We start from the raw sequence: 16,240 nt of genomic DNA on the forward strand, positions 1-16,240 counted from the left end.
ATGCGCCACCTACCAGCGGCGTCCGCCCGGGTCCGACACCCCTTCAACCCACCCCAGCCCACCTTTGTTCCCGGCCTGTCGGAGGCCGCCGATAGGCTCCGAGCGCTTCTCCAGGAAAGGGAAAAAATGAATATGCGTCGAGTGCTCGTGGCGGCCGGTCTGACGGCAATGATCGCTGCGGCAGGGGTGGGGATCGGCCATGCCGCTCCGGCGGATCCGACGGAGCGGGCCTTCATCGAGAAGGCCCTGTTGAACAAGGAGTTGGTCCTCATTCCGGACGAGGGCCTCCTCGAGATCGGGTGGGCGGCCTGTGCGGCGCTCGATGCCCGCGGGGCGAGCGTCGAGACCGTGCGCGGGATCATCCAGATCGGCAAGGACACCGGCGCGGAGCTGGAAACTCGCCTGATCACGGCCGCGGCGGTGCAGACGCTGTGCACCCAGCACGAGGTCGAGGCCTTGCGCGCCTTCGCCTACATCACGCACCACGAGGGGTGAAGGCACCACCTCGGGTAGGGGTGCCAACCCTGTTGTGACCCTGAATTCGGCTGAGGCAGGGTAGTTCTCGAGGCGGATGTGCGGGGCGGGCGGCGGAGCGAATATGAGATTGGTCGGATTTGTTCCGATGCCGCCCCCCAAGGAATTGCGGGCACGCATATTTCGTGGGCTCGAGTCACGCTGAAAGTCGAGTAGCCGTCTACTCAAGAATGCGAACACCGCTGTTCGTAGTGTCGTCATCAGGTGAAAGGCTTCACGACCAGGGAAGGAACAGCTGTGAATCGGCACGCAGACCGGTGGACGACCAAGCGCCTCGGCGTCGGGTGGGCACGCGGACGCCGAGCCGAGATCGCCGCCGCTGGCGTATTCGCAGCATTGGCCTTCGGGGTGGCGTGGGGCTGGTTGGCCCGGCCCGGTGAGTCCAGCAGCGCGGCGCGACAGTCCGGCGCGCCGCACCCGGAGACCGGCCAACTCACCTATACGGCGGTCGCGGCGGTCGATACCTCCGCCGCCGCGACCGCCACCATTCTCGGCTTCATGGTCCTCGGGGCGTACCTGATCGGCATGTTCTTCTTCAGCCCGACGCCCGCCCCCGGAATACCGCGACGGCCCCGCCGAAGCGGGGCCGTCGAGATGAATTTCCTTGCGTACCTGGACTACTCGTCCAGTGCGCCCGGCGCGGTCTTCGAGACCTGCATCAGGAACTCCACATTGCTCTTCGACTTCTTCAACCGGTCGATGAGCAGGTCGATCGCCTGATGCGAATCCAGGCCCGAGAGCACGCGCCGCAGCTTGTGCAGGACCGCGGCCTCATCGGGCTGCATCAGTAGATCGTCGCGGCGGGTACCGGACGGGTTGACGTCGACCGCCGGGAACACGCGACGCTCGGCGATCTTGCGATCGAGCTTGAGCTCGGCATTGCCGGTGCCCTTGAACTCCTCGAAGATGACCGTGTCACCGGTGGAGCCGGTCTCGACCATCGCGGTGGCGATGATCGTGAGCGAGCCGCCGTTCTCGATATTGCGGGCCGCGCCGAGGAACCGCTTGGGCGGGTACAGCGCGGTGGAATCCACACCACCGGAAAGGATTCGACCCGAGGCCGGGGACGAGTTGTTGTACGCGCGACCCAGTCGGGTGATGGAGTCGAGCAGCACCACGACGTCCTGACCCATCTCCACCAGGCGCTTGGCCCGCTCGATGGCGAGCTCGGCGACCGAGGTGTGATCGCTCGGCGGCCGGTCGAACGTGGAGGCGATGACCTCGCCGCGCACCGAGCGCTGCATATCGGTCACTTCCTCGGGACGCTCGTCCACCAGGACGACCATGAGGTAGCACTCGGGGTTGTTCACCGCGATGGCGTTCGCGATGTCCTGCATGATCGTGGTCTTACCGGCCTTGGGCGGGGACACGATCAGCGCGCGCTGACCCTTGCCGATCGGCATGATCAGGTCGATCACGCGGGTCGTCAGCTTGTTGGGCTGGGTCTCCAGCCGCAGGCGCTGGTTCGGGTACAGCGGGGTGAGCTTGTTGAATTCCGGTCGCCGCTTGGCGGATTCGATATCCGAGCCGTTGACCGTATCCAGCCGCACCAGCGGATCGAACTTCTGACGCTGGTTGCTCTGATCGCCCTCGCGCGGCGCGCGCACCGCACCGGTGATGGCGTCACCGCGGCGCAGGCCGTTCTTGCGAACCAGGTTCATCGACACGTACACGTCGTTCGGACCGGCGAGGTAGCCGGAGGTGCGCACGAACGCGTAGTTGTCGAGCACGTCGAGAATGCCCGCGACGGGCTGCAGGACGTCGTCCTCGCGGATCTCCATCTCGCGGCCCTCACCGGTACTGGCGCCGCCCTCGCGGTCCCGGCCCCGGCGACGCTCGCGGAAGCGACGGCCCCGGCGGCCGCGGCCACCTTCCTCGTCGTCACCGCCCCGGTCGTCCCGACGGTCGTCGCGGCGCGCGGTGCCGTTCTGCTGGCCACCGTTCTGATTGCGATCGCGATCGCCGCGCTCGCCCTGGTTGCGGTCACCGCGCTCGCCCTGATTGCGGTCGCGGCGGCGCTCGCCCTCCTCGGGCTTCGCCTCGTCGGTCTTCGTCTCGCCCGAAGTTCCTTCGGCCACAGCATTGTTCGCGGTGGCGGCGGCGGCGCGCTGCTCGCGTCCACGACGCTGGCGACCGCGACCACGCTGACCCTCGCGGCCACCGTCCTCGCCATTGCCCTCGTCGCGCTTGGACTCCTGCGACGCGGCGGCGTCGGTCTGCACCGGCGCGGCCTCGTTGTCGGACTTGGGGGCCTTCTCGGCCTTCTCGCTCTTGGCGGGGGCCTCGGCCTTGGCCGATCCGGACTCCCCACCGGTCGGCGCGCTCTGCGCACCCTTGGCGGTCTCGGTGCCGGAGGCGCCCGTCGACCCCGCCTCCCCGGCCTTGACCTTCTCACCCCGGCTGCCCTTGGCGGGCTTGCTCGAACCCGCGGCGGTGGCCTTGGCCCCACCGGACTGGTTCTCCTTGATGGCGGCGATGAGATCACCCTTACGCATCCCGGAAGTGCCTCGGATACCGAGTTCTCCAGCGAGCGCGCGCAACTGCGGCAACAACATTCCAGTCAGCCCCGATCGTGCGACGTCGGTTTGTTCACTCATCTTCGAAATCTGTCCGGAGTCACTTTCGCGCTCGCCCGAGGAAACCGAATTGCTTTCCACCCCGGGTGTCGCGAGCAGGTCCGTATCTGTCACGGAAATCCTTTCCTTCCCTCGACTGCCGTGTGCCTGTTCGAGGGTTTCTCCTGCAATCCGGTCCTGTGCCGGACTCGGATGCCGTATCGCCTGCTGCCCCGCCGGATCGGTGACTTCACCACCGCGGCCTTCGCCACGACGTGGTTTTCGCCACCGACTGCTGGGCTTCGCCACCGACTGCAAAAGGTGGGAGAGATCATTCCAGTTGACTGGTAACCCCCAAGTTTCGAAGCTCGAAAGCCTCGAGCCTGAGCAAGGAGCCTCTGGAGCGATTGCCCTGATGAAGCACCGGCGTCTGACGCGCACGATGTACGGACGTGCCCAGGATAGCTCCCACCAGTCACGGGAGCAAGGCAGGCGCGCTGTCTGTCCGGCAATACATTTTCGTGTTCACCGCTTCGAGAGGTATTCGGATCACTCCACCGACACGCCGTCGGCGATACCGGGCTCGAGCACCCGCATACCGTCGGCGACCGCGAGTTCCCGCAGTTCGGCGGGGAATTCGCCGATGCCGAGGGCCAGCACGGTGGGTCCGGCGCCCGAGACCGTGGCCGCGATTCCGGCCGCGCGCAGCAGTTCGATCCACTTGGTGGTCAGCGGTAGCGCCGAGGCCCGGTAACCCTGGTGCAGCCGATCCGCCGTAGCGGGAATCAGCAGGTCAGGGCGTTGCGTCAAGGCAACTACCGCCAGTGCGGAGCGGCTGGCGTTGAAGGCGGCGTCGACATGCGGCACCGTCTCCGGCAAGAGCCCGCGGGTGTGCGCGGTGGAGGAGCGTTCGGTCGGGATCAGCACGAACGGCCGCAGCGCGGCGTGCGGATCGAGTCGAACGGCCCGGTATTCGCGGGTGTGGTGATCGCCCGCGCCGTTCGCGGCGGCATCGGTCGGGCGATCGGTTTCGGTCCAGGACACCACGATTCCGCCCAGCACACTGGCCGCGGCATTGTCGGGATGGCCCTCGAACTCCGAAGCCAGTTGCACCAGAGCGTCATCGGTGAAGGCCAGCTCCGGATCGAACTTGGCGGCCAGGCCGCGACCGGCGGCCAAACCGCCCACCGCCGCCGAGGCCGACGACCCCAGTCCACGCGAGTGCGGAATCACGTTGCGGCACACCACATCCAGGCCGTCGGCCCAGACGCCCGCGGACTCCAGTCCGCGTTCGATGGCACGCACCACCAGATGTGAAGGGCCCCAGGGCACATCGGCGGCCCCTTCGCCCTCCACGGTGATGGTGAGCCCGGAATCGGTGGTGCGCACCACGATCTCGTCGTAGAGCCCCAGCGCGATGCCGAGGGAGTCGAAACCCGGCCCCAGATTGGCGCTGGAGGCCGGAACCCGAACCGTCACGGTCAAATCCGCCGGTAGGGTCCGGGTCATTACTTGACCTTCGCGCGAATTCAATTCAGGCCAGCTCGAGTTCGTGGGCCACCGCAACCGGGTCGACCGCGATCGGCTTGACCTCCGGCATGCCCTTGAGGGCGTTGTCGGGATCCTTGAGGCCGTTGCCGGTCACCGTGCACACCACGGTGAGTCCGGAATCCAGCCAGCCCTCCTTGCGGGCGGCCAGCAGACCGGCCACCGAGGCCGCGGAGGCGGGCTCGACGAAGACGCCCTCGGAGGCGGCGACCAGGCGGTACGCCGCCAGGATCTCCTCGTCGGTGGCGGCCCGGAAGACGCCGCCGGACTGCTCCTTGGCGGTCATCGCGCCGTTCCAGGACGCGGGCGCGCCGATGCGAATGGCGGTGGCGACGGTCTCCGGATTCGAGACCGGAGCCCCGTTGACCAGCGGCGCGGCACCGGCGGCCTGCACACCCAGCATGCGCGGGCGCGCGGAGATGATGCCGTCGGCGTGGTACTCACTGTAGCCCTTCCAGTACGCGGTGATGTTTCCGGCGTTGCCGACCGGAAGCGCGTGCACATCGGGGGCCTTGCCCAGGGCGTCGACGATTTCGAAGGCCGCGGTCTTCTGGCCCTCGATGCGCGCCGGATTGACCGAGTTCACCAAGCCGACCTCGGGGAAGTCCGAGGTGACCTTGCGGGCCAGTTCCAGGCAGTCGTCGAAGTTGCCCTCGACCTGAATGATCTCCGCGCCCAACATGACCGCCTGGGCGAGCTTGCCCATGGCGATCTTGCCCTGCGGAATGAGCACCGCGCAGCGCAGGCCCGCGCGGGTGGCGTAGGCGGCGGCCGAGGCCGAGGTATTGCCGGTGGAGGCGCAGAGCACGGCCTTCTTGCCGGAGTACTTGGCGTCGGTCATGGCCATGGTCATGCCGCGGTCCTTGAAGGAACCGGTGGGGTTCGCGCCCTCGACCTTGAGGTACACCTCGCAGCCGGTGAGCTCGGAGAGGTGGTGCGCGGGCACCAGCGGAGTGCCGCCCTCGAACAGGGTGACCGGCTCCCAGTCGGCCGGTACCGGGAGACGATCCCGGTACGCGGCGATCAAACCGGGCCACGGGGTATGCACGACAGACCGTGCAGACGTACTCATTCCTCGGTGCCTTCCAATCTCAGAACACTGGTCACGGACGTGACGGAGTCCAGTTCGGCCAACGCGGCAACGGTATCGGCAAGGTCCGATTCCCGCGCGTGGTGGGTCACCACCACCAGGCGCGCACCCTCGTCGTAGCCCTCCTGGCGAACCGTCGAGATGCTGACGCCGTGCTTGGCGAACTCCCCCGCCACCGCTTCCAGCACACCCGTGCGGTCGGCGACCTGCAGGTTCACGTGGTAGCGGGTGGGGGTGTCGCCGATCGAGGCGATCGGCAGCTCAGCATAGACCGATTCGCCCGGTGCGCGACCACCGTAGAACTTGTTGCGCGCGGCCATGACCAGGTCGCCCATGACGGCCGAGGCGGTCGGCGCGCCGCCCGCGCCCTGGCCGTAGAACATCAGGCGTCCGGCGTTCTCGGCCTCCACGACCACGGCGTTGAACGCGCCGTTCACCGCGGCGAGGGGGTGCTTGCGCGGGATGAGCGCCGGGTAGACGCGCACCGAGATGGACTCCTTGCCTCCGTCGTCGGTGACGCGCTCGGCCATGGCGAGCAGTTTCACGGTGCAGCCGACGGCGGCCGCGGTCTCCAGATCCTCGGCGGTGATGCGGGAGATGCCCTCGCGGTAGACGTCGCCGGAGGTGACGCGGGTGTGGAAGGCGACCGAGGCCAGGATGGCGGCCTTGGCGGCGGCGTCGTAGCCCTCGACGTCGGCGGTCGGGTCGGCCTCGGCGTAGCCCAGGCGGGTGGCCTCGGCGAGCACGTCGTCGTAGTCCGCGCCGGTCTCGGCCATGGCGGAGAGGATGAAGTTGGTGGTGCCGTTGACGATTCCCACCACGCGGTTCACCCGGTCGCCCGAGAGCGACTGGATGAGCGGGCGCAGCACCGGGATGGCACCGGCGACGGCGGCCTCGAAATACAGGTCGGCGCGGTTGTTCTCGGCCGCGGCGGCGAGTTCGCCGGTGTAGTCGGCCAGCAGCGCCTTGTTGGCGGTGATCACCGATTTGCCCGCTTCGAGGGCCTTCTTGATGAGGCCGCGGGCGGGATCGATACCGCCGAGCACCTCGACCACGATGTCGACATCGTCACGGGCGACCAGGGATTCGGAATCGGTGGTCAGCAGCTCGGCCGGAATGCCGCGGTCCTTGTCGAGGTTTCGCACGGAGACGCCGCGCAGCACCACCGGAGCGCCGACGCGGTTGCACAGGTCCTCGGCGTGGTCGCGCAGAATGCGCACGACCTCCGCACCGACGGTGCCCATGCCGAGGACCGCGACCCCGATCGGATGATCCGATCCCCACACGCCGTTTCTCGTAGCGTTCGCCACCTCGGTCATGCCTTCACCTCCAAGCTGAGTAGGTCCTCCACCGTCTCGCGGCGAAGAATCAAGCGCGCCTTACCATCTCGTACCGCCACCACGCCCGGCCGGGTGAGCAGGTTGTAGCGACTCGACATCGAATAGCAGTACGCGCCCGTTGCGGCCACCGCGACCAGATCGCCCGGGCCCACATCGGCGGGCATCCAGGTGTCGCGAATGACGATATCCCCACTCTCGCAATGCTTTCCGACCACACGCGCGACGACGGCCGCCGCGTCGCTGGAACGCGACACCAGACGGCAGTCGTACTCGGCCTGGTAGAGCGCGGGTCGGATGTTGTCGCTCATGCCACCGTCGACGGAGACGTAGCGGCGGCGGTTGCCACCGTCGAGGGTGACGTCCTTGGTGGTGCCGACCTCGTAGAGGGTGACGGTGCCCGGACCGGCGATGGCGCGACCCGGCTCCACCGCGATGGTGGGCAGCGGCAGTCCGGCGCGCTCGGCCTCCTCGGCGACAATGCGGCGCAGGTTGGCCGCGAAGTCGTCGAGGGCGGGCGGATCGTCGTGCGGCAGGTACGAGATACCAAGGCCGCCACCGAGATCCAGGATCTTGATCTGCGCGGCGCGCTCCGCGCCGAACTTGTCCACGGCCTCGCGCAGCACCCCGAGCATGCGGCGGGTGGAGATCTCGAAGCCGTCGATATCGAAGATCTGCGAGCCGATATGGCTGTGCAGACCCACCATGCGCAGGTCGGGCGATTCGAAGACCCGGGCAATGGCCTGCATGGCATCGCCGCTGGCGATCGAGAAGCCGAACTTCTGATCCTCGTGCGCGGTCGAAATGTATTCGTGGGTATGGGCTTCCACGCCGACGGTGACGCGAACCAGTACGTCCTGCACCTTGCCCGCACTCTTGGCCACGGCCTCGAGGCGGTCGATCTCGATGAGCGAGTCGAGCACCACGTGGCCGACCCCGGCGGCTACCGCCGCCTCCAGCTCGGGTACCGATTTGTTGTTGCCGTGCAAGGCGATTCGCTCGGCCGGGAAACCCGCATTGAGCGCGACGGCCAGTTCGCCGCCGGAGCAGACGTCCAGGGACAGGCCCTCGTCGCGGATCCAGCGGGCGACCTCGCCGCACAGGAACGCCTTCGACGCGTAGTGCACCTTGGAGCCCTCGCCGAAGGCGCGCACCATATCCCGGCAGCGGGAACGGAAATCGTCCTCGTCGATGACGAACAGCGGGGTGCCGAATTCGGCGGCCAGCTCGTGCACCGGGACGCCCGCGATGCGCACGACGCCGTCGGCGTCACGAGTCGCGTTGCGCGGCCACACATTCGCGGGCAGGTCGATCATCTGCTTCGGGTCGCTGGGGCGCTCGGGCAGATTCGGGGCGTGCGGGATGTCCGCGTGGCGGGGTCCGGCGGGGTGGGCACTCATTTACATACGCTCCGGGGCAGAGACGCCTAGCAGGCCGAGGCCGTTGGCGAGAACTTGGTTGGTGGCTTTGACCAGCTCGAGGCGAGCGGCATTGAGGGGGGTGACGGGCTCGTCGCCCTTGGGCAGCACGCGCATGTCGTCGTCGGACTGGAAGGGGTGGTAGGCCCCGGCCAGCTCTTCGAGATAGCGCACCACCCGGTGCGGCTCGCGCAGGTCGGCGGCGGTGGCGACGACGCGCGGGTACTCGCCGAGGGTACGGATGAGCTCACCCTCGCGGTCGGAGCTCATGAGGCCGAGATCCGGTGTCACCGCGTCGAATCCGTACGACTTGGCATTGTCGATGATGCGGCAGGTCCGGGCGTGGGCGTACTGCACGTAGTAGACCGGGTTGACGCTCTCCTGCGTGGTCCACAGGTCGATGTCGATATCGATGCTGGTGTTCACCGACGAGCGCACCAGCGAGTAGCGCGCGGCATCCACGCCAATGGCCTCGACCAGGTCGTCGAGGGTGATGACGGTGCCAGCACGCTTCGACATCCGCACGGCCGCACCGTCTTTGAGCAGATTGACCATCTGCCCGATGAGCACCTCGACGGTGTTCGGATCGTCGCCGAAGGCCGCGGCGGCGGCCTTCAACCGACCGATGTAGCCGTGGTGATCGGCCCCGAGCATGTAGATGCACAGGTCGAACCCACGCGAGCGCTTGTTCTGGAAGTACGCGATATCGCCGCCGATGTAGGCCGACTTGCCGTCGCTCTTGATGACGACGCGGTCCTTGTCATCGCCGTATTCGGTGGAGGCGATCCACCACGCGCCGTCCTTCTCGTAGAGATTGCCGGACGCCTTCAGCGTCTCCAGGGCCTTGTCCACCGCGCCGGATTCGAACAGCGAGCTCTCGTTGAAGTACACGTCGAAGTCGGTGCCGAAATCGTGCAGCGTCTGCTTGATGTGGGCGAACATCAACTCGACGCCCTCGCGGCGGAACACCTCGTGGCGCTGCGCCTCGGGCAGGTCGAGCACGCCCGGGTTGGCCGCCACGACGGTCTGGGCGATCTCGGTGATGTACGCGCCCGCGTAGCCGTCCTCCGGCGTCGGCTGCCCCAGGGCGGCGGCCACGAGGGAATTGGCGTAGCGGTCGATCTGCGCGCCGTGGTCGTTGAAGTAGTACTCGCGGGTGACGTCCGCGCCCTGGGACACCAGGATGCGGCCGAGCGCGTCGCCGACGGCGGCCCAACGGGTGCCGCCCAGGTGGACCGGTCCAGTGGGGTTGGCGGAAACGAATTCCAGGTTGATCTTGGTTCCGGCGAGGGTCCGCGCGGTGCCGAAGCTCGCGCCCGCGTCGAGAATCTTGCGAATGATGGCGCCCTGGGCGGACTTGGCCAGGCGAATGTTCAGGAAGCCCGGCCCGGCGACCTCCGCCGAATCGATGCCCTCGGCGGCCGACAGCGCCGTCGCCAGCAGATTCGCGAATTCGCGCGGATTCAATCCGGCCTTCTTGCCTACCTGCATGGCCACATTCGTGGCATAGTCACCATGCTCAGGATTGCGGGGGCGCTCCACCTTGACCTCGTCGGGCAGGACCGAAGGGTCGGATCCACGTTCGACAAGTACCTTCGCAGCGGTCGCGCGAAGGAGATCTGCAAGGTCAGCTGGAGTCACGAGTCACTATCCTATGGTCTGAGCAGGTGAACGCCGTCAGCGGGCACCTCCGGGGCATGCGCCCAGCAAACGGCGAGGCAACGTGTTGCCACACCGTCTGATTGTCCACACGTCGAAAAGAGCACAACAAGCGATGCCGAGCAGGACCAGTGCCAAGTCGGCCAAAGCCATCAAGGCCGCCAGCAAATCCTCCCCGTCGCTGCGTAAGGGAGGTAAGGGCGGCAAGCTGCCCACCAAGCGCAATATCCCCTGGGCGACCATCGGCGCGGTGGTGGTGATCGTCGCGCTGATCGGCGCGCTCGCCGCCTACCTGGTGCCGAAGTACCAGGCCAAGGAGGAGCTGCGCAACCCGTCGGCGTATATCGACGGTGTGGTCAAGAAGGAGTATCCGGCGGGTCAGCACGTGACCTCGACCCAGCGGGTGGCCTACGACCAGACCCCGGCCTTCGGTGGACCGCACGACGGTTCCTGGGCCGCCTGCACCGGTGTGGTCTACGAGAAGGCGATTCGGACCGAGAACGCTGTGCATTCGCTGGAGCACGGCGCGGTGTGGATCACCTACAACCCCGACAAGGTGGACGCGGCGGCGATCGACACGCTGAAGAAGAAGGTCGAGAACCAGCCGTACATGCTCATGTCGCCCTACCCGGGGCTGGACAAGCCGATCTCCTTGCAGGCGTGGGGCCATCAGCTGAAGGTGGACAAGGTCGATGATTCGCGCGTGGACCGCTTCATCAAGGATCTGCGCCTGAACGAGAACACCTACCCCGAGGTGGGCGCGAGCTGCTCCAACCCGACCTTCGATCCGGCCAATCCCCCGGCCTTCGATCCGAGCGCGCCGGGCCCGAACGCCATCGGCATGGACGGTAAGGGCGCGACCCAGGGTTCGACCGTCGATCCCACCGAGCTGGGTGGCGGTGGCCTGTCCGGCATTCCGGGTCTGTCGGGTATCCCCGGCCTGTCCGAGATGCCGGGTGGTGTGCCGACCATTCCCGCGCCGACGGACGCGCCGCAGCTGCCGCAGACCGACCAGCCCGTCCCCGGTCAGTGATGCCGCCGCTCGTGCCCGGTGACTTCGCCGACGACTCGGGAGCCGACACCCCCGCACCGTCCCCCGCCCGCCCCAGCCAGCGCACCGCGCTGCTGGTACTGGGCGTGATCGGCGTCCTGCTGATCGGTTTCGCCCTAGGGCTGTTCGCGCGAATCCCCTTGGACGGCAATGCCGATCCCGCGCCGAGCGCCGTGGACATCGGCTTCAGCCAGGACATGTCGGTGCACCACACCCAGGCCGTGGAGATGTCGGCGGTGGCCCTGAGCAACTCCACCGACCCCGCCGTGAAGCGCCTCGCCTACGACATCCTCACCACCCAGCAGAACCAGGCCGGGCGCATGCAGGCGTGGCTGCAACTCTGGGGCGAGCCGCTGCTGCCCACCGGCGGCTACATGGGCTGGATGACCGGCACCGAGGGCGCGTCACACCACGGCGGCGGCCACGGCGAACAGCAGCACACCGGCCCGGTTCCCACCATGCCCGGTATGGCAACCCAGGAAGAACTCGACAAACTGGGCAAGGCCACCGGCCCCGCCCTCGACGTCCTGTTCCTGCAACTCATGCTGCGCCACCACCAAGGCGGCGTCGCCATGATCGACTACGCCGCGGCCCGAGCCGAGACCACCGGCGTGCGGTCGCTGGCCGAGAGTATGGGCAAAACCCAAGCGGGCGAATCGACCCTGATGCAGCAGATGCTCGCCGAACGTGGCGCGTCACCACTCCCGATGAACTGAATCCGCCGGGTGGGCCGGGCCCCAAAACGCCCGGTCCACCCAGGTTTTTGGCCTGACGCACCCAATGCGATAGGCTTTCCCGAGCCCGAGCGGATCACCCCGCCCGGACATATCCCCGCCCTCGTAGCTCAGGGGATAGAGCGTTTGCCTCCGGAGCAAAAGGCCGCAGGTTCGATTCCTGCCGAGGGCACCAACGAAAGGCCCCGACCGTACGCGGTCGGGGCCTTCGTCATTGCTCGAGCGGTTACCGCGTGGAGCGCTCGAAGGTCAGGGCCGTCAGCGTCTCGCCGGACGGGGTCTGCGCCTGCTGCGGCCCGCCCGTCTGCACGAAGCCCTGGGACTTCAGAACCCGGATGGACCCCTCGTTCTCCGGCACGGTCCGCGCGTCCAGCGTGGACAGGCCCGCGTGCGCGGCCAAGCGGATGGCGGCGCGCAGGGCCTGCTGGGCCACGCCGCGCCCCCGGGCCGCGGGGGTGAGCCAGAAGCCGACCTCGGCCCGAGTGGCGGTGATATCGAAAAGCACCACGCTGCCGAGGAATTCGTCGGTGGCCGTATCGGCGATGGCGAGGACCGCCAGGGATCCGTCCGCCAGGCCGTCGGCGATCACGCCGTCGATCTGATGCCGCACGATCTCGGCGGTGTAGTTCGACAGCGGGAGGTGTCCGTACGCGCGGACGGCCGCGTCCTCGGTTCCGTCGGCGAACGCCTGGACATCCCGATACTCCAGCCGACGCACTCGGACTCCACCCTCGACGCACGGCAGCGCACCCGAGATATCCACCGCGATCACCCCTTCCGCGGAATCGTCCTACCAATAGCCACCTACTGTGTAGCACAACGCGTTCCGCCGAAGGACCGGCGTGGCAGGCGTACCGCTTCGCTTACCCGTCAGGTAATCGACCTCGACCCGGGCGCGTGTCAGGATCGGGAAGTCAGCGAAACCCGTTCAGCCGGAGGGCCTTCAATGCCTGCCTACGTCATCGCCCACCTCCAGGAAGCCACTGCGCACCCGGATATCGCGGAGTACGTCGAGCGCCTCCCCGCCACCTTCGCTCCTTACGGCGGCCGCTATCTCGTGCACGCGACACCACACGAGGTGAAGGAGGGAACCTGGCCGGGACACGTCGTCATGATCGGCTTCCCGACCCTCGCGCAGGCCCGAACCTGGTGGGACTCCCCGGCTTACCGCGAGATCGCACCCTTGCGGTCCCGACACATCAAGGGGGACATCATCATTGTCGAGGGCGTTCCGGAGGGGTACGAGCCGACCGCCATGGTGCAGGCCATGCGACAGGGATTCGCCGCCGACTAGCGCCGAATCGGCATGCCTCCAAGGGTTTTCGCGGTTAGATCTACCCCGAGATGCTCGGCAGGATCGAACTGAGGCCGCCTCCGGCGCAGGTGCCGTCGGCGGCGACCTCGACGATCAGCGGCGTGACCAGAATGGCCGAGCTCAGGTAGCTCACGGTCGCCGTGAGTTTGTGCGTGCCGGGAGTCGCTGGGGTCCACTGGGTTTGGAGCGGGACCGATACCGGCAGCAGCGCCGAGCCGGAAGACTGCCCGATCTGCGCGCCGTTGTCGAAGAAGGTGGCGGAGGAGGCCAGGGCGGGCGGGTTGTCGAGGGACAGTTCGTAGGTACAGCCGACCGCGTGCGTGGAGCCCGCGAGCGACAGGGTGTACGTGCCGGGCTCCGCCACCGCCCGCGGAGCGGCGAGTACCAGGGCCGCGGCCGTCGCGGCGACACCGATCACTCGAAGGCCTTGCCCTGCTGCTGTTTTCATTGCCATCTCGCTTCTCCGTGAGTAGGCGACGCCACCGGGGCCACCGCACTACCGGAGAGCTTATGTCTGAAGCATGAATATTTCAGACCTGAGAATTGGGGTCTCGACAGGCTGGCTCACCCCATCGAGCAGCTGTGGCGCGGGCCACGGCGACCGCGTCGACTTCCCCGAAGGTCCCTGGATTCCAGGACTTTCGGCGCAGTGTCGACGCGGTCGGACGCAGGCACGGTGGTGGGAGCAGGAAATCGTCCTGAGTCGAAAGGGAACACCTATGAGCCGCGGGTATCCAGGAGTCGAGACGATCAGGGCGGCGGTGGGGCTGGCCCAGCGGGCGCCCTCGGTGCACAATTCGCAGCCGTGGCGGTGGCAGTGGGAGCGGGACCGCCTGCATCTCTACGCCGACACCTCACGACACCTGACCGCCACCGATCCGCAGCAGCGCGCGCTCGTGCTCAGCTGCGGCGCCGTACTCCATCATCTGCGTGTGGCGCTGAGCGCGCTGGGCTGGCGCGGCGAGGTCGAACATCTGCCGAATCCCGCTGTGCCGGAACACCTCGCGACGATTCGCTGCGCCGCCCGCCCGCCGAGCAGCACCGAGATGATGTTGGCCGCCGCCATGGCCCGCCGCCGCAGCGACCGCCGCCGCTACGGCTGGAGCGAGGTCCCCGAGGCCTATCTGCGCGCCGCCTCGCGCTACTCCACCCGCTTCGGCGCATCCGTCCAACGCGTCTCCGACAGCGACCGCCCGCGCCTGGGCAAACTGATCCGGGTCGCCGCCGAACGCCATCTCGACGACGCGCTCTACCAAATCGAACTCGCCGCCTGGAGCGGTCGCCGCGGCACCCGCGAAGGCGTACCCGCCCGCAATGCCACCCTGGTGCGCACCGAGGACGAACTGCCCGGCCGCGCCTTCGCCGATCCGGTCCTGTTGGACCCCAACCCCTCCCCGGACGCGGCGACCTGGCTGATGATCTCCACCAATCGCGACGACCGCGTCTCCCAGCTCCGCGCGGGCGAGACGCTCAGCGCCCTGCTGCTCGCGGCCACCGATCTGGGCCTGGCGACCTGCGTTCAGACCGAGCCCCTCGGCCTGCTCGATCTGCGCGACGAGATTCGCTTCTCGATGAGCGGCGGCGCGTACCCCCAGGCCATGGTCCGCGCCGGGCTGATCTCGCGTGCCGCCGCGCTACCGGAGACGCCGCGTCGACCCTGCGACGACGTTCTCACCGTATAAGTCGGTCGCGCAACGGTTTTCGCTCGGTTCAGCTGGTGGCGCGCAGGCGTTCGAGGCCGTCGAGAATGAGGTCGAGCCCGAATTCGAACTCGTTCTGCGTATCGCACCAGCCCAGTCCGGCATCGTCGGCGGCGTGCGGGTCGTCGGCGATCATTCCGGCGATATGAGGGAAGCGGTCCGCCATGGCCGTGAGCATGGCGGACGCCTCCTCATCGCTCTGCTCCCCCACGGACTCGAACAGCTCCTGTGTGAATCCCAGCGCCCGACTGCCCAATGCGTGCATGGCGTGGTGGGCCAGGTCGTAGGAGAATCCGCCGAGCCGCAGCAGTCCGATCACCGCGTCGAAGTACGCGATGACCGACAGCGTCATCGCCGACCGCGTTCCGATCAGTCCCGGCGCCCACGGATGCCGCATGAGCACCCGGCGGGCGGTCAGAATACGTTCGCGCAGAACGGGTTTCCAGTCCTCGGGTGATTCGGCGACCAGCGGCGCGACCGCCTCGTTGATGGTGTCGAGCACCACCTCGACCATGCCGTCCAGCAACTCCGCCTTGTTCGCCACGTGGTGGTAGAGCGACATCGCCTCCACCCCGAGGTCCGTGGCGACATTGCGCATGGTCACCGCCTCGGCCCCGTCCCGGTCGGCCCGGGCGACAGCGGTGCGAAAAATCTGCTCCCGGCTCAGGCGGGGCCGTTGATCGGTGACCATGGCAAACCAATTTACCGTACGGCGTAAGTCTGCCCGCTCTTGACAGCCTTACGTTGTAATGCTTCCCTTACGGCATAAGCTTACAACGTAAGGGAGAGCGCCGTGACCAAGTGGATACTGCTCGCGATAGGCACACCGGTGGGACTGGTTCTGGGCTGGTTCTGCTTCCTGGTGGTGGTGATGCGCCTGGGCTACGCCCCCGGCATCGCCGCCGTCCGTCGCTTCAACCGCCGCTTCACCAACCGCCGCGTCATCAAGACCGCCGGGCAGCCCGGGGCCTCGGCCTCGGTGATCCGCCATATCGGCCGATCGAGCGGCACGCCGTACGCCACTCCAGTGGGCGTCACCGAGGCCGAGGGCGATTTCCTCATCTCACTGCCCTACGGCACCAGCCCCGACTGGCTGCGGAATGTGCGCGCGGCCGGGACCGCCGAGGTGGTCCACGAAGGCCGGTCCTATCGCGTGAGCGAACCGGAGTTGGTCAGCGCGGCCTCGGTCGCCCGATACCAGTCGCGGTCGGAGCGCTTGGGGCTGTGGCTGTTCGGCGTGGATCACGTCCTGCGGCTGCGCGCAGCGGCGATCGAGCCCTGAGCCGCCGCGAATCCGAA

16 protein-coding genes and 1 tRNA gene are annotated in these 16,240 nt (G+C 67.8%); 8 read left to right on the top strand and 9 right to left on the bottom strand.

The window, feature by feature from the left end; all coding sequences use genetic code 11:
• The first annotated feature begins 126 nt into the window (after positions 1-126).
• Both ACIBH2_RS23670 and ACIBH2_RS23675 read left to right on the top strand, forming a co-directional pair.
• A complete protein-coding gene (locus tag ACIBH2_RS23670) occupies positions 127-495 on the top strand; it encodes a DUF732 domain-containing protein (protein WP_397121094.1) in 369 nt (122 codons plus the stop codon).
• Between the two features lie 276 nt (positions 496-771).
• Complete coding sequence (locus ACIBH2_RS23675) at positions 772-1,254, top strand: hypothetical protein (protein WP_397121096.1); 483 nt, start codon at positions 772-774, stop codon at positions 1,252-1,254.
• Here ACIBH2_RS23675 and rho read toward each other — a convergent pair.
• The 6 genes from rho to argS all read right to left on the bottom strand — a co-directional run bounded on the left by rho (position 1,152) and on the right by argS (position 10,123).
• Positions 1,152-3,224 carry a transcription termination factor Rho gene (gene rho, locus ACIBH2_RS23680; protein WP_397121098.1) on the bottom strand — a complete coding sequence of 691 codons (2,073 nt, stop codon included), beginning with the start codon at positions 3,222-3,224 and terminating at the stop codon, positions 1,152-1,154. The genes ACIBH2_RS23675 and rho overlap by 103 nt on opposite strands.
• Positions 3,225-3,638: 414 nt before the next feature.
• A complete protein-coding gene (gene thrB / locus ACIBH2_RS23685; protein ID WP_397121100.1) occupies positions 3,639-4,598 on the bottom strand; it encodes a homoserine kinase in 960 nt (319 codons plus the stop codon).
• 25 nt (positions 4,599-4,623) lie between these two features.
• Positions 4,624-5,709, bottom strand: a complete 1,086-nt coding sequence (gene thrC, locus ACIBH2_RS23690) for a threonine synthase (protein ID WP_397121102.1) — start codon at positions 5,707-5,709, stop codon at positions 4,624-4,626.
• Complete coding sequence (locus tag ACIBH2_RS23695) at positions 5,706-7,046, bottom strand: homoserine dehydrogenase (protein ID WP_397121104.1); 1,341 nt, start codon at positions 7,044-7,046, stop codon at positions 5,706-5,708. The genes thrC and ACIBH2_RS23695 overlap by 4 nt, the downstream gene beginning before the upstream one ends.
• The gene (gene lysA, locus ACIBH2_RS23700) at positions 7,043-8,464 is read right to left on the bottom strand and encodes a diaminopimelate decarboxylase (protein WP_397121106.1); all 1,422 of its coding nucleotides are present in this window, start codon (positions 8,462-8,464) and stop codon (positions 7,043-7,045) included. Before lysA ends, ACIBH2_RS23695 begins: the two co-directional genes overlap by 4 nt.
• Positions 8,465-10,123 carry an arginine--tRNA ligase gene (argS, locus tag ACIBH2_RS23705; RefSeq protein WP_397121108.1) on the bottom strand — a complete coding sequence of 553 codons (1,659 nt, stop codon included), beginning with the start codon at positions 10,121-10,123 and terminating at the stop codon, positions 8,465-8,467. It lies immediately after the preceding gene.
• 133 nt (positions 10,124-10,256) lie between these two features.
• Between argS and ACIBH2_RS23710 the strand changes: the two genes are divergently transcribed.
• The 3 genes from ACIBH2_RS23710 to ACIBH2_RS23720 all read left to right on the top strand — a co-directional run bounded on the left by ACIBH2_RS23710 (position 10,257) and on the right by ACIBH2_RS23720 (position 12,101).
• Positions 10,257-11,174 (top strand): DUF3105 domain-containing protein, encoded by a 918-nt coding sequence (locus ACIBH2_RS23710; RefSeq protein WP_397121110.1) that lies wholly within the window; start codon positions 10,257-10,259, stop codon positions 11,172-11,174.
• Positions 11,174-11,908, top strand: coding sequence for a DUF305 domain-containing protein (locus ACIBH2_RS23715; RefSeq protein ID WP_397121112.1), 735 nt, complete (start codon positions 11,174-11,176; stop codon positions 11,906-11,908). Before ACIBH2_RS23710 ends, ACIBH2_RS23715 begins: the two co-directional genes overlap by 1 nt.
• Positions 11,909-12,025: 117 nt before the next feature.
• Positions 12,026-12,101: transfer RNA gene (locus tag ACIBH2_RS23720), tRNA-Arg, on the top strand.
• 51 nt (positions 12,102-12,152) lie between these two features.
• On the opposite strand, the gene ACIBH2_RS23725 is transcribed toward ACIBH2_RS23720, so the two are convergent.
• Positions 12,153-12,689 (bottom strand): GNAT family N-acetyltransferase, encoded by a 537-nt coding sequence (locus ACIBH2_RS23725; protein WP_397121114.1) that lies wholly within the window; start codon positions 12,687-12,689, stop codon positions 12,153-12,155.
• A gap of 183 nt (positions 12,690-12,872) precedes the next feature.
• Between ACIBH2_RS23725 and ACIBH2_RS23730 the strand changes: the two genes are divergently transcribed.
• Positions 12,873-13,220, top strand: coding sequence for a DUF1330 domain-containing protein (locus tag ACIBH2_RS23730; RefSeq protein WP_397121116.1), 348 nt, complete (start codon positions 12,873-12,875; stop codon positions 13,218-13,220).
• Positions 13,221-13,260: 40 nt separating this feature from the next.
• Here the strand turns inward: ACIBH2_RS23730 and ACIBH2_RS23735 are convergent, their stop codons facing one another.
• Positions 13,261-13,659 (bottom strand): hypothetical protein, encoded by a 399-nt coding sequence (locus tag ACIBH2_RS23735; protein ID WP_397121118.1) that lies wholly within the window; start codon positions 13,657-13,659, stop codon positions 13,261-13,263.
• Between the two features lie 301 nt (positions 13,660-13,960).
• Here ACIBH2_RS23735 and ACIBH2_RS23740 point away from each other — a divergent pair, with 301 nt between their 5' ends.
• Positions 13,961-14,923 carry an Acg family FMN-binding oxidoreductase gene (locus ACIBH2_RS23740; RefSeq protein WP_397121120.1) on the top strand — a complete coding sequence of 321 codons (963 nt, stop codon included), beginning with the start codon at positions 13,961-13,963 and terminating at the stop codon, positions 14,921-14,923.
• Positions 14,924-14,951: 28 nt separating this feature from the next.
• Here ACIBH2_RS23740 and ACIBH2_RS23745 read toward each other — a convergent pair whose 3' ends face one another.
• A complete protein-coding gene (locus ACIBH2_RS23745; protein WP_397121122.1) occupies positions 14,952-15,632 on the bottom strand; it encodes a TetR/AcrR family transcriptional regulator C-terminal domain-containing protein in 681 nt (226 codons plus the stop codon).
• Positions 15,633-15,734: 102 nt separating this feature from the next.
• Here ACIBH2_RS23745 and ACIBH2_RS23750 point away from each other — a divergent pair, with 102 nt between their 5' ends.
• Entirely contained in the window at positions 15,735-16,223 is a 489-nt protein-coding gene (locus tag ACIBH2_RS23750) for a nitroreductase family deazaflavin-dependent oxidoreductase (protein WP_397121124.1), read from the top strand.
• Positions 16,224-16,240 lie beyond the last annotated feature (17 nt).

Origin of the sequence: Nocardia sp. NPDC050406 (assembly GCF_044459025.1) — a bacterium.
Classification (GTDB): domain Bacteria; phylum Actinomycetota; class Actinomycetes; order Mycobacteriales; family Mycobacteriaceae; genus Nocardia.

Coding starts and splice junctions, on each gene's coding strand:
- ACIBH2_RS23670 (WP_397121094.1), top strand. CDS start 127: ATGAATATGCGTCGAGTGCTCGTGGCGGCCGGTCTGACGGCAATGATC.
- thrB (WP_397121100.1), bottom strand. CDS start 4,598: ATGACCCGGACCCTACCGGCGGATTTGACCGTGACGGTTCGGGTTCCG.
- thrC (WP_397121102.1), bottom strand. CDS start 5,709: ATGAGTACGTCTGCACGGTCTGTCGTGCATACCCCGTGGCCCGGTTTG.
- ACIBH2_RS23695 (WP_397121104.1), bottom strand. CDS start 7,046: ATGACCGAGGTGGCGAACGCTACGAGAAACGGCGTGTGGGGATCGGAT.
- lysA (WP_397121106.1), bottom strand. CDS start 8,464: ATGAGTGCCCACCCCGCCGGACCCCGCCACGCGGACATCCCGCACGCC.
- ACIBH2_RS23710 (WP_397121110.1), top strand. CDS start 10,257: ATGCCGAGCAGGACCAGTGCCAAGTCGGCCAAAGCCATCAAGGCCGCC.
- ACIBH2_RS23715 (WP_397121112.1), top strand. CDS start 11,174: ATGCCGCCGCTCGTGCCCGGTGACTTCGCCGACGACTCGGGAGCCGAC.
- ACIBH2_RS23730 (WP_397121116.1), top strand. CDS start 12,873: ATGCCTGCCTACGTCATCGCCCACCTCCAGGAAGCCACTGCGCACCCG.
- ACIBH2_RS23740 (WP_397121120.1), top strand. CDS start 13,961: ATGAGCCGCGGGTATCCAGGAGTCGAGACGATCAGGGCGGCGGTGGGG.
- ACIBH2_RS23745 (WP_397121122.1), bottom strand. CDS start 15,632: ATGGTCACCGATCAACGGCCCCGCCTGAGCCGGGAGCAGATTTTTCGC.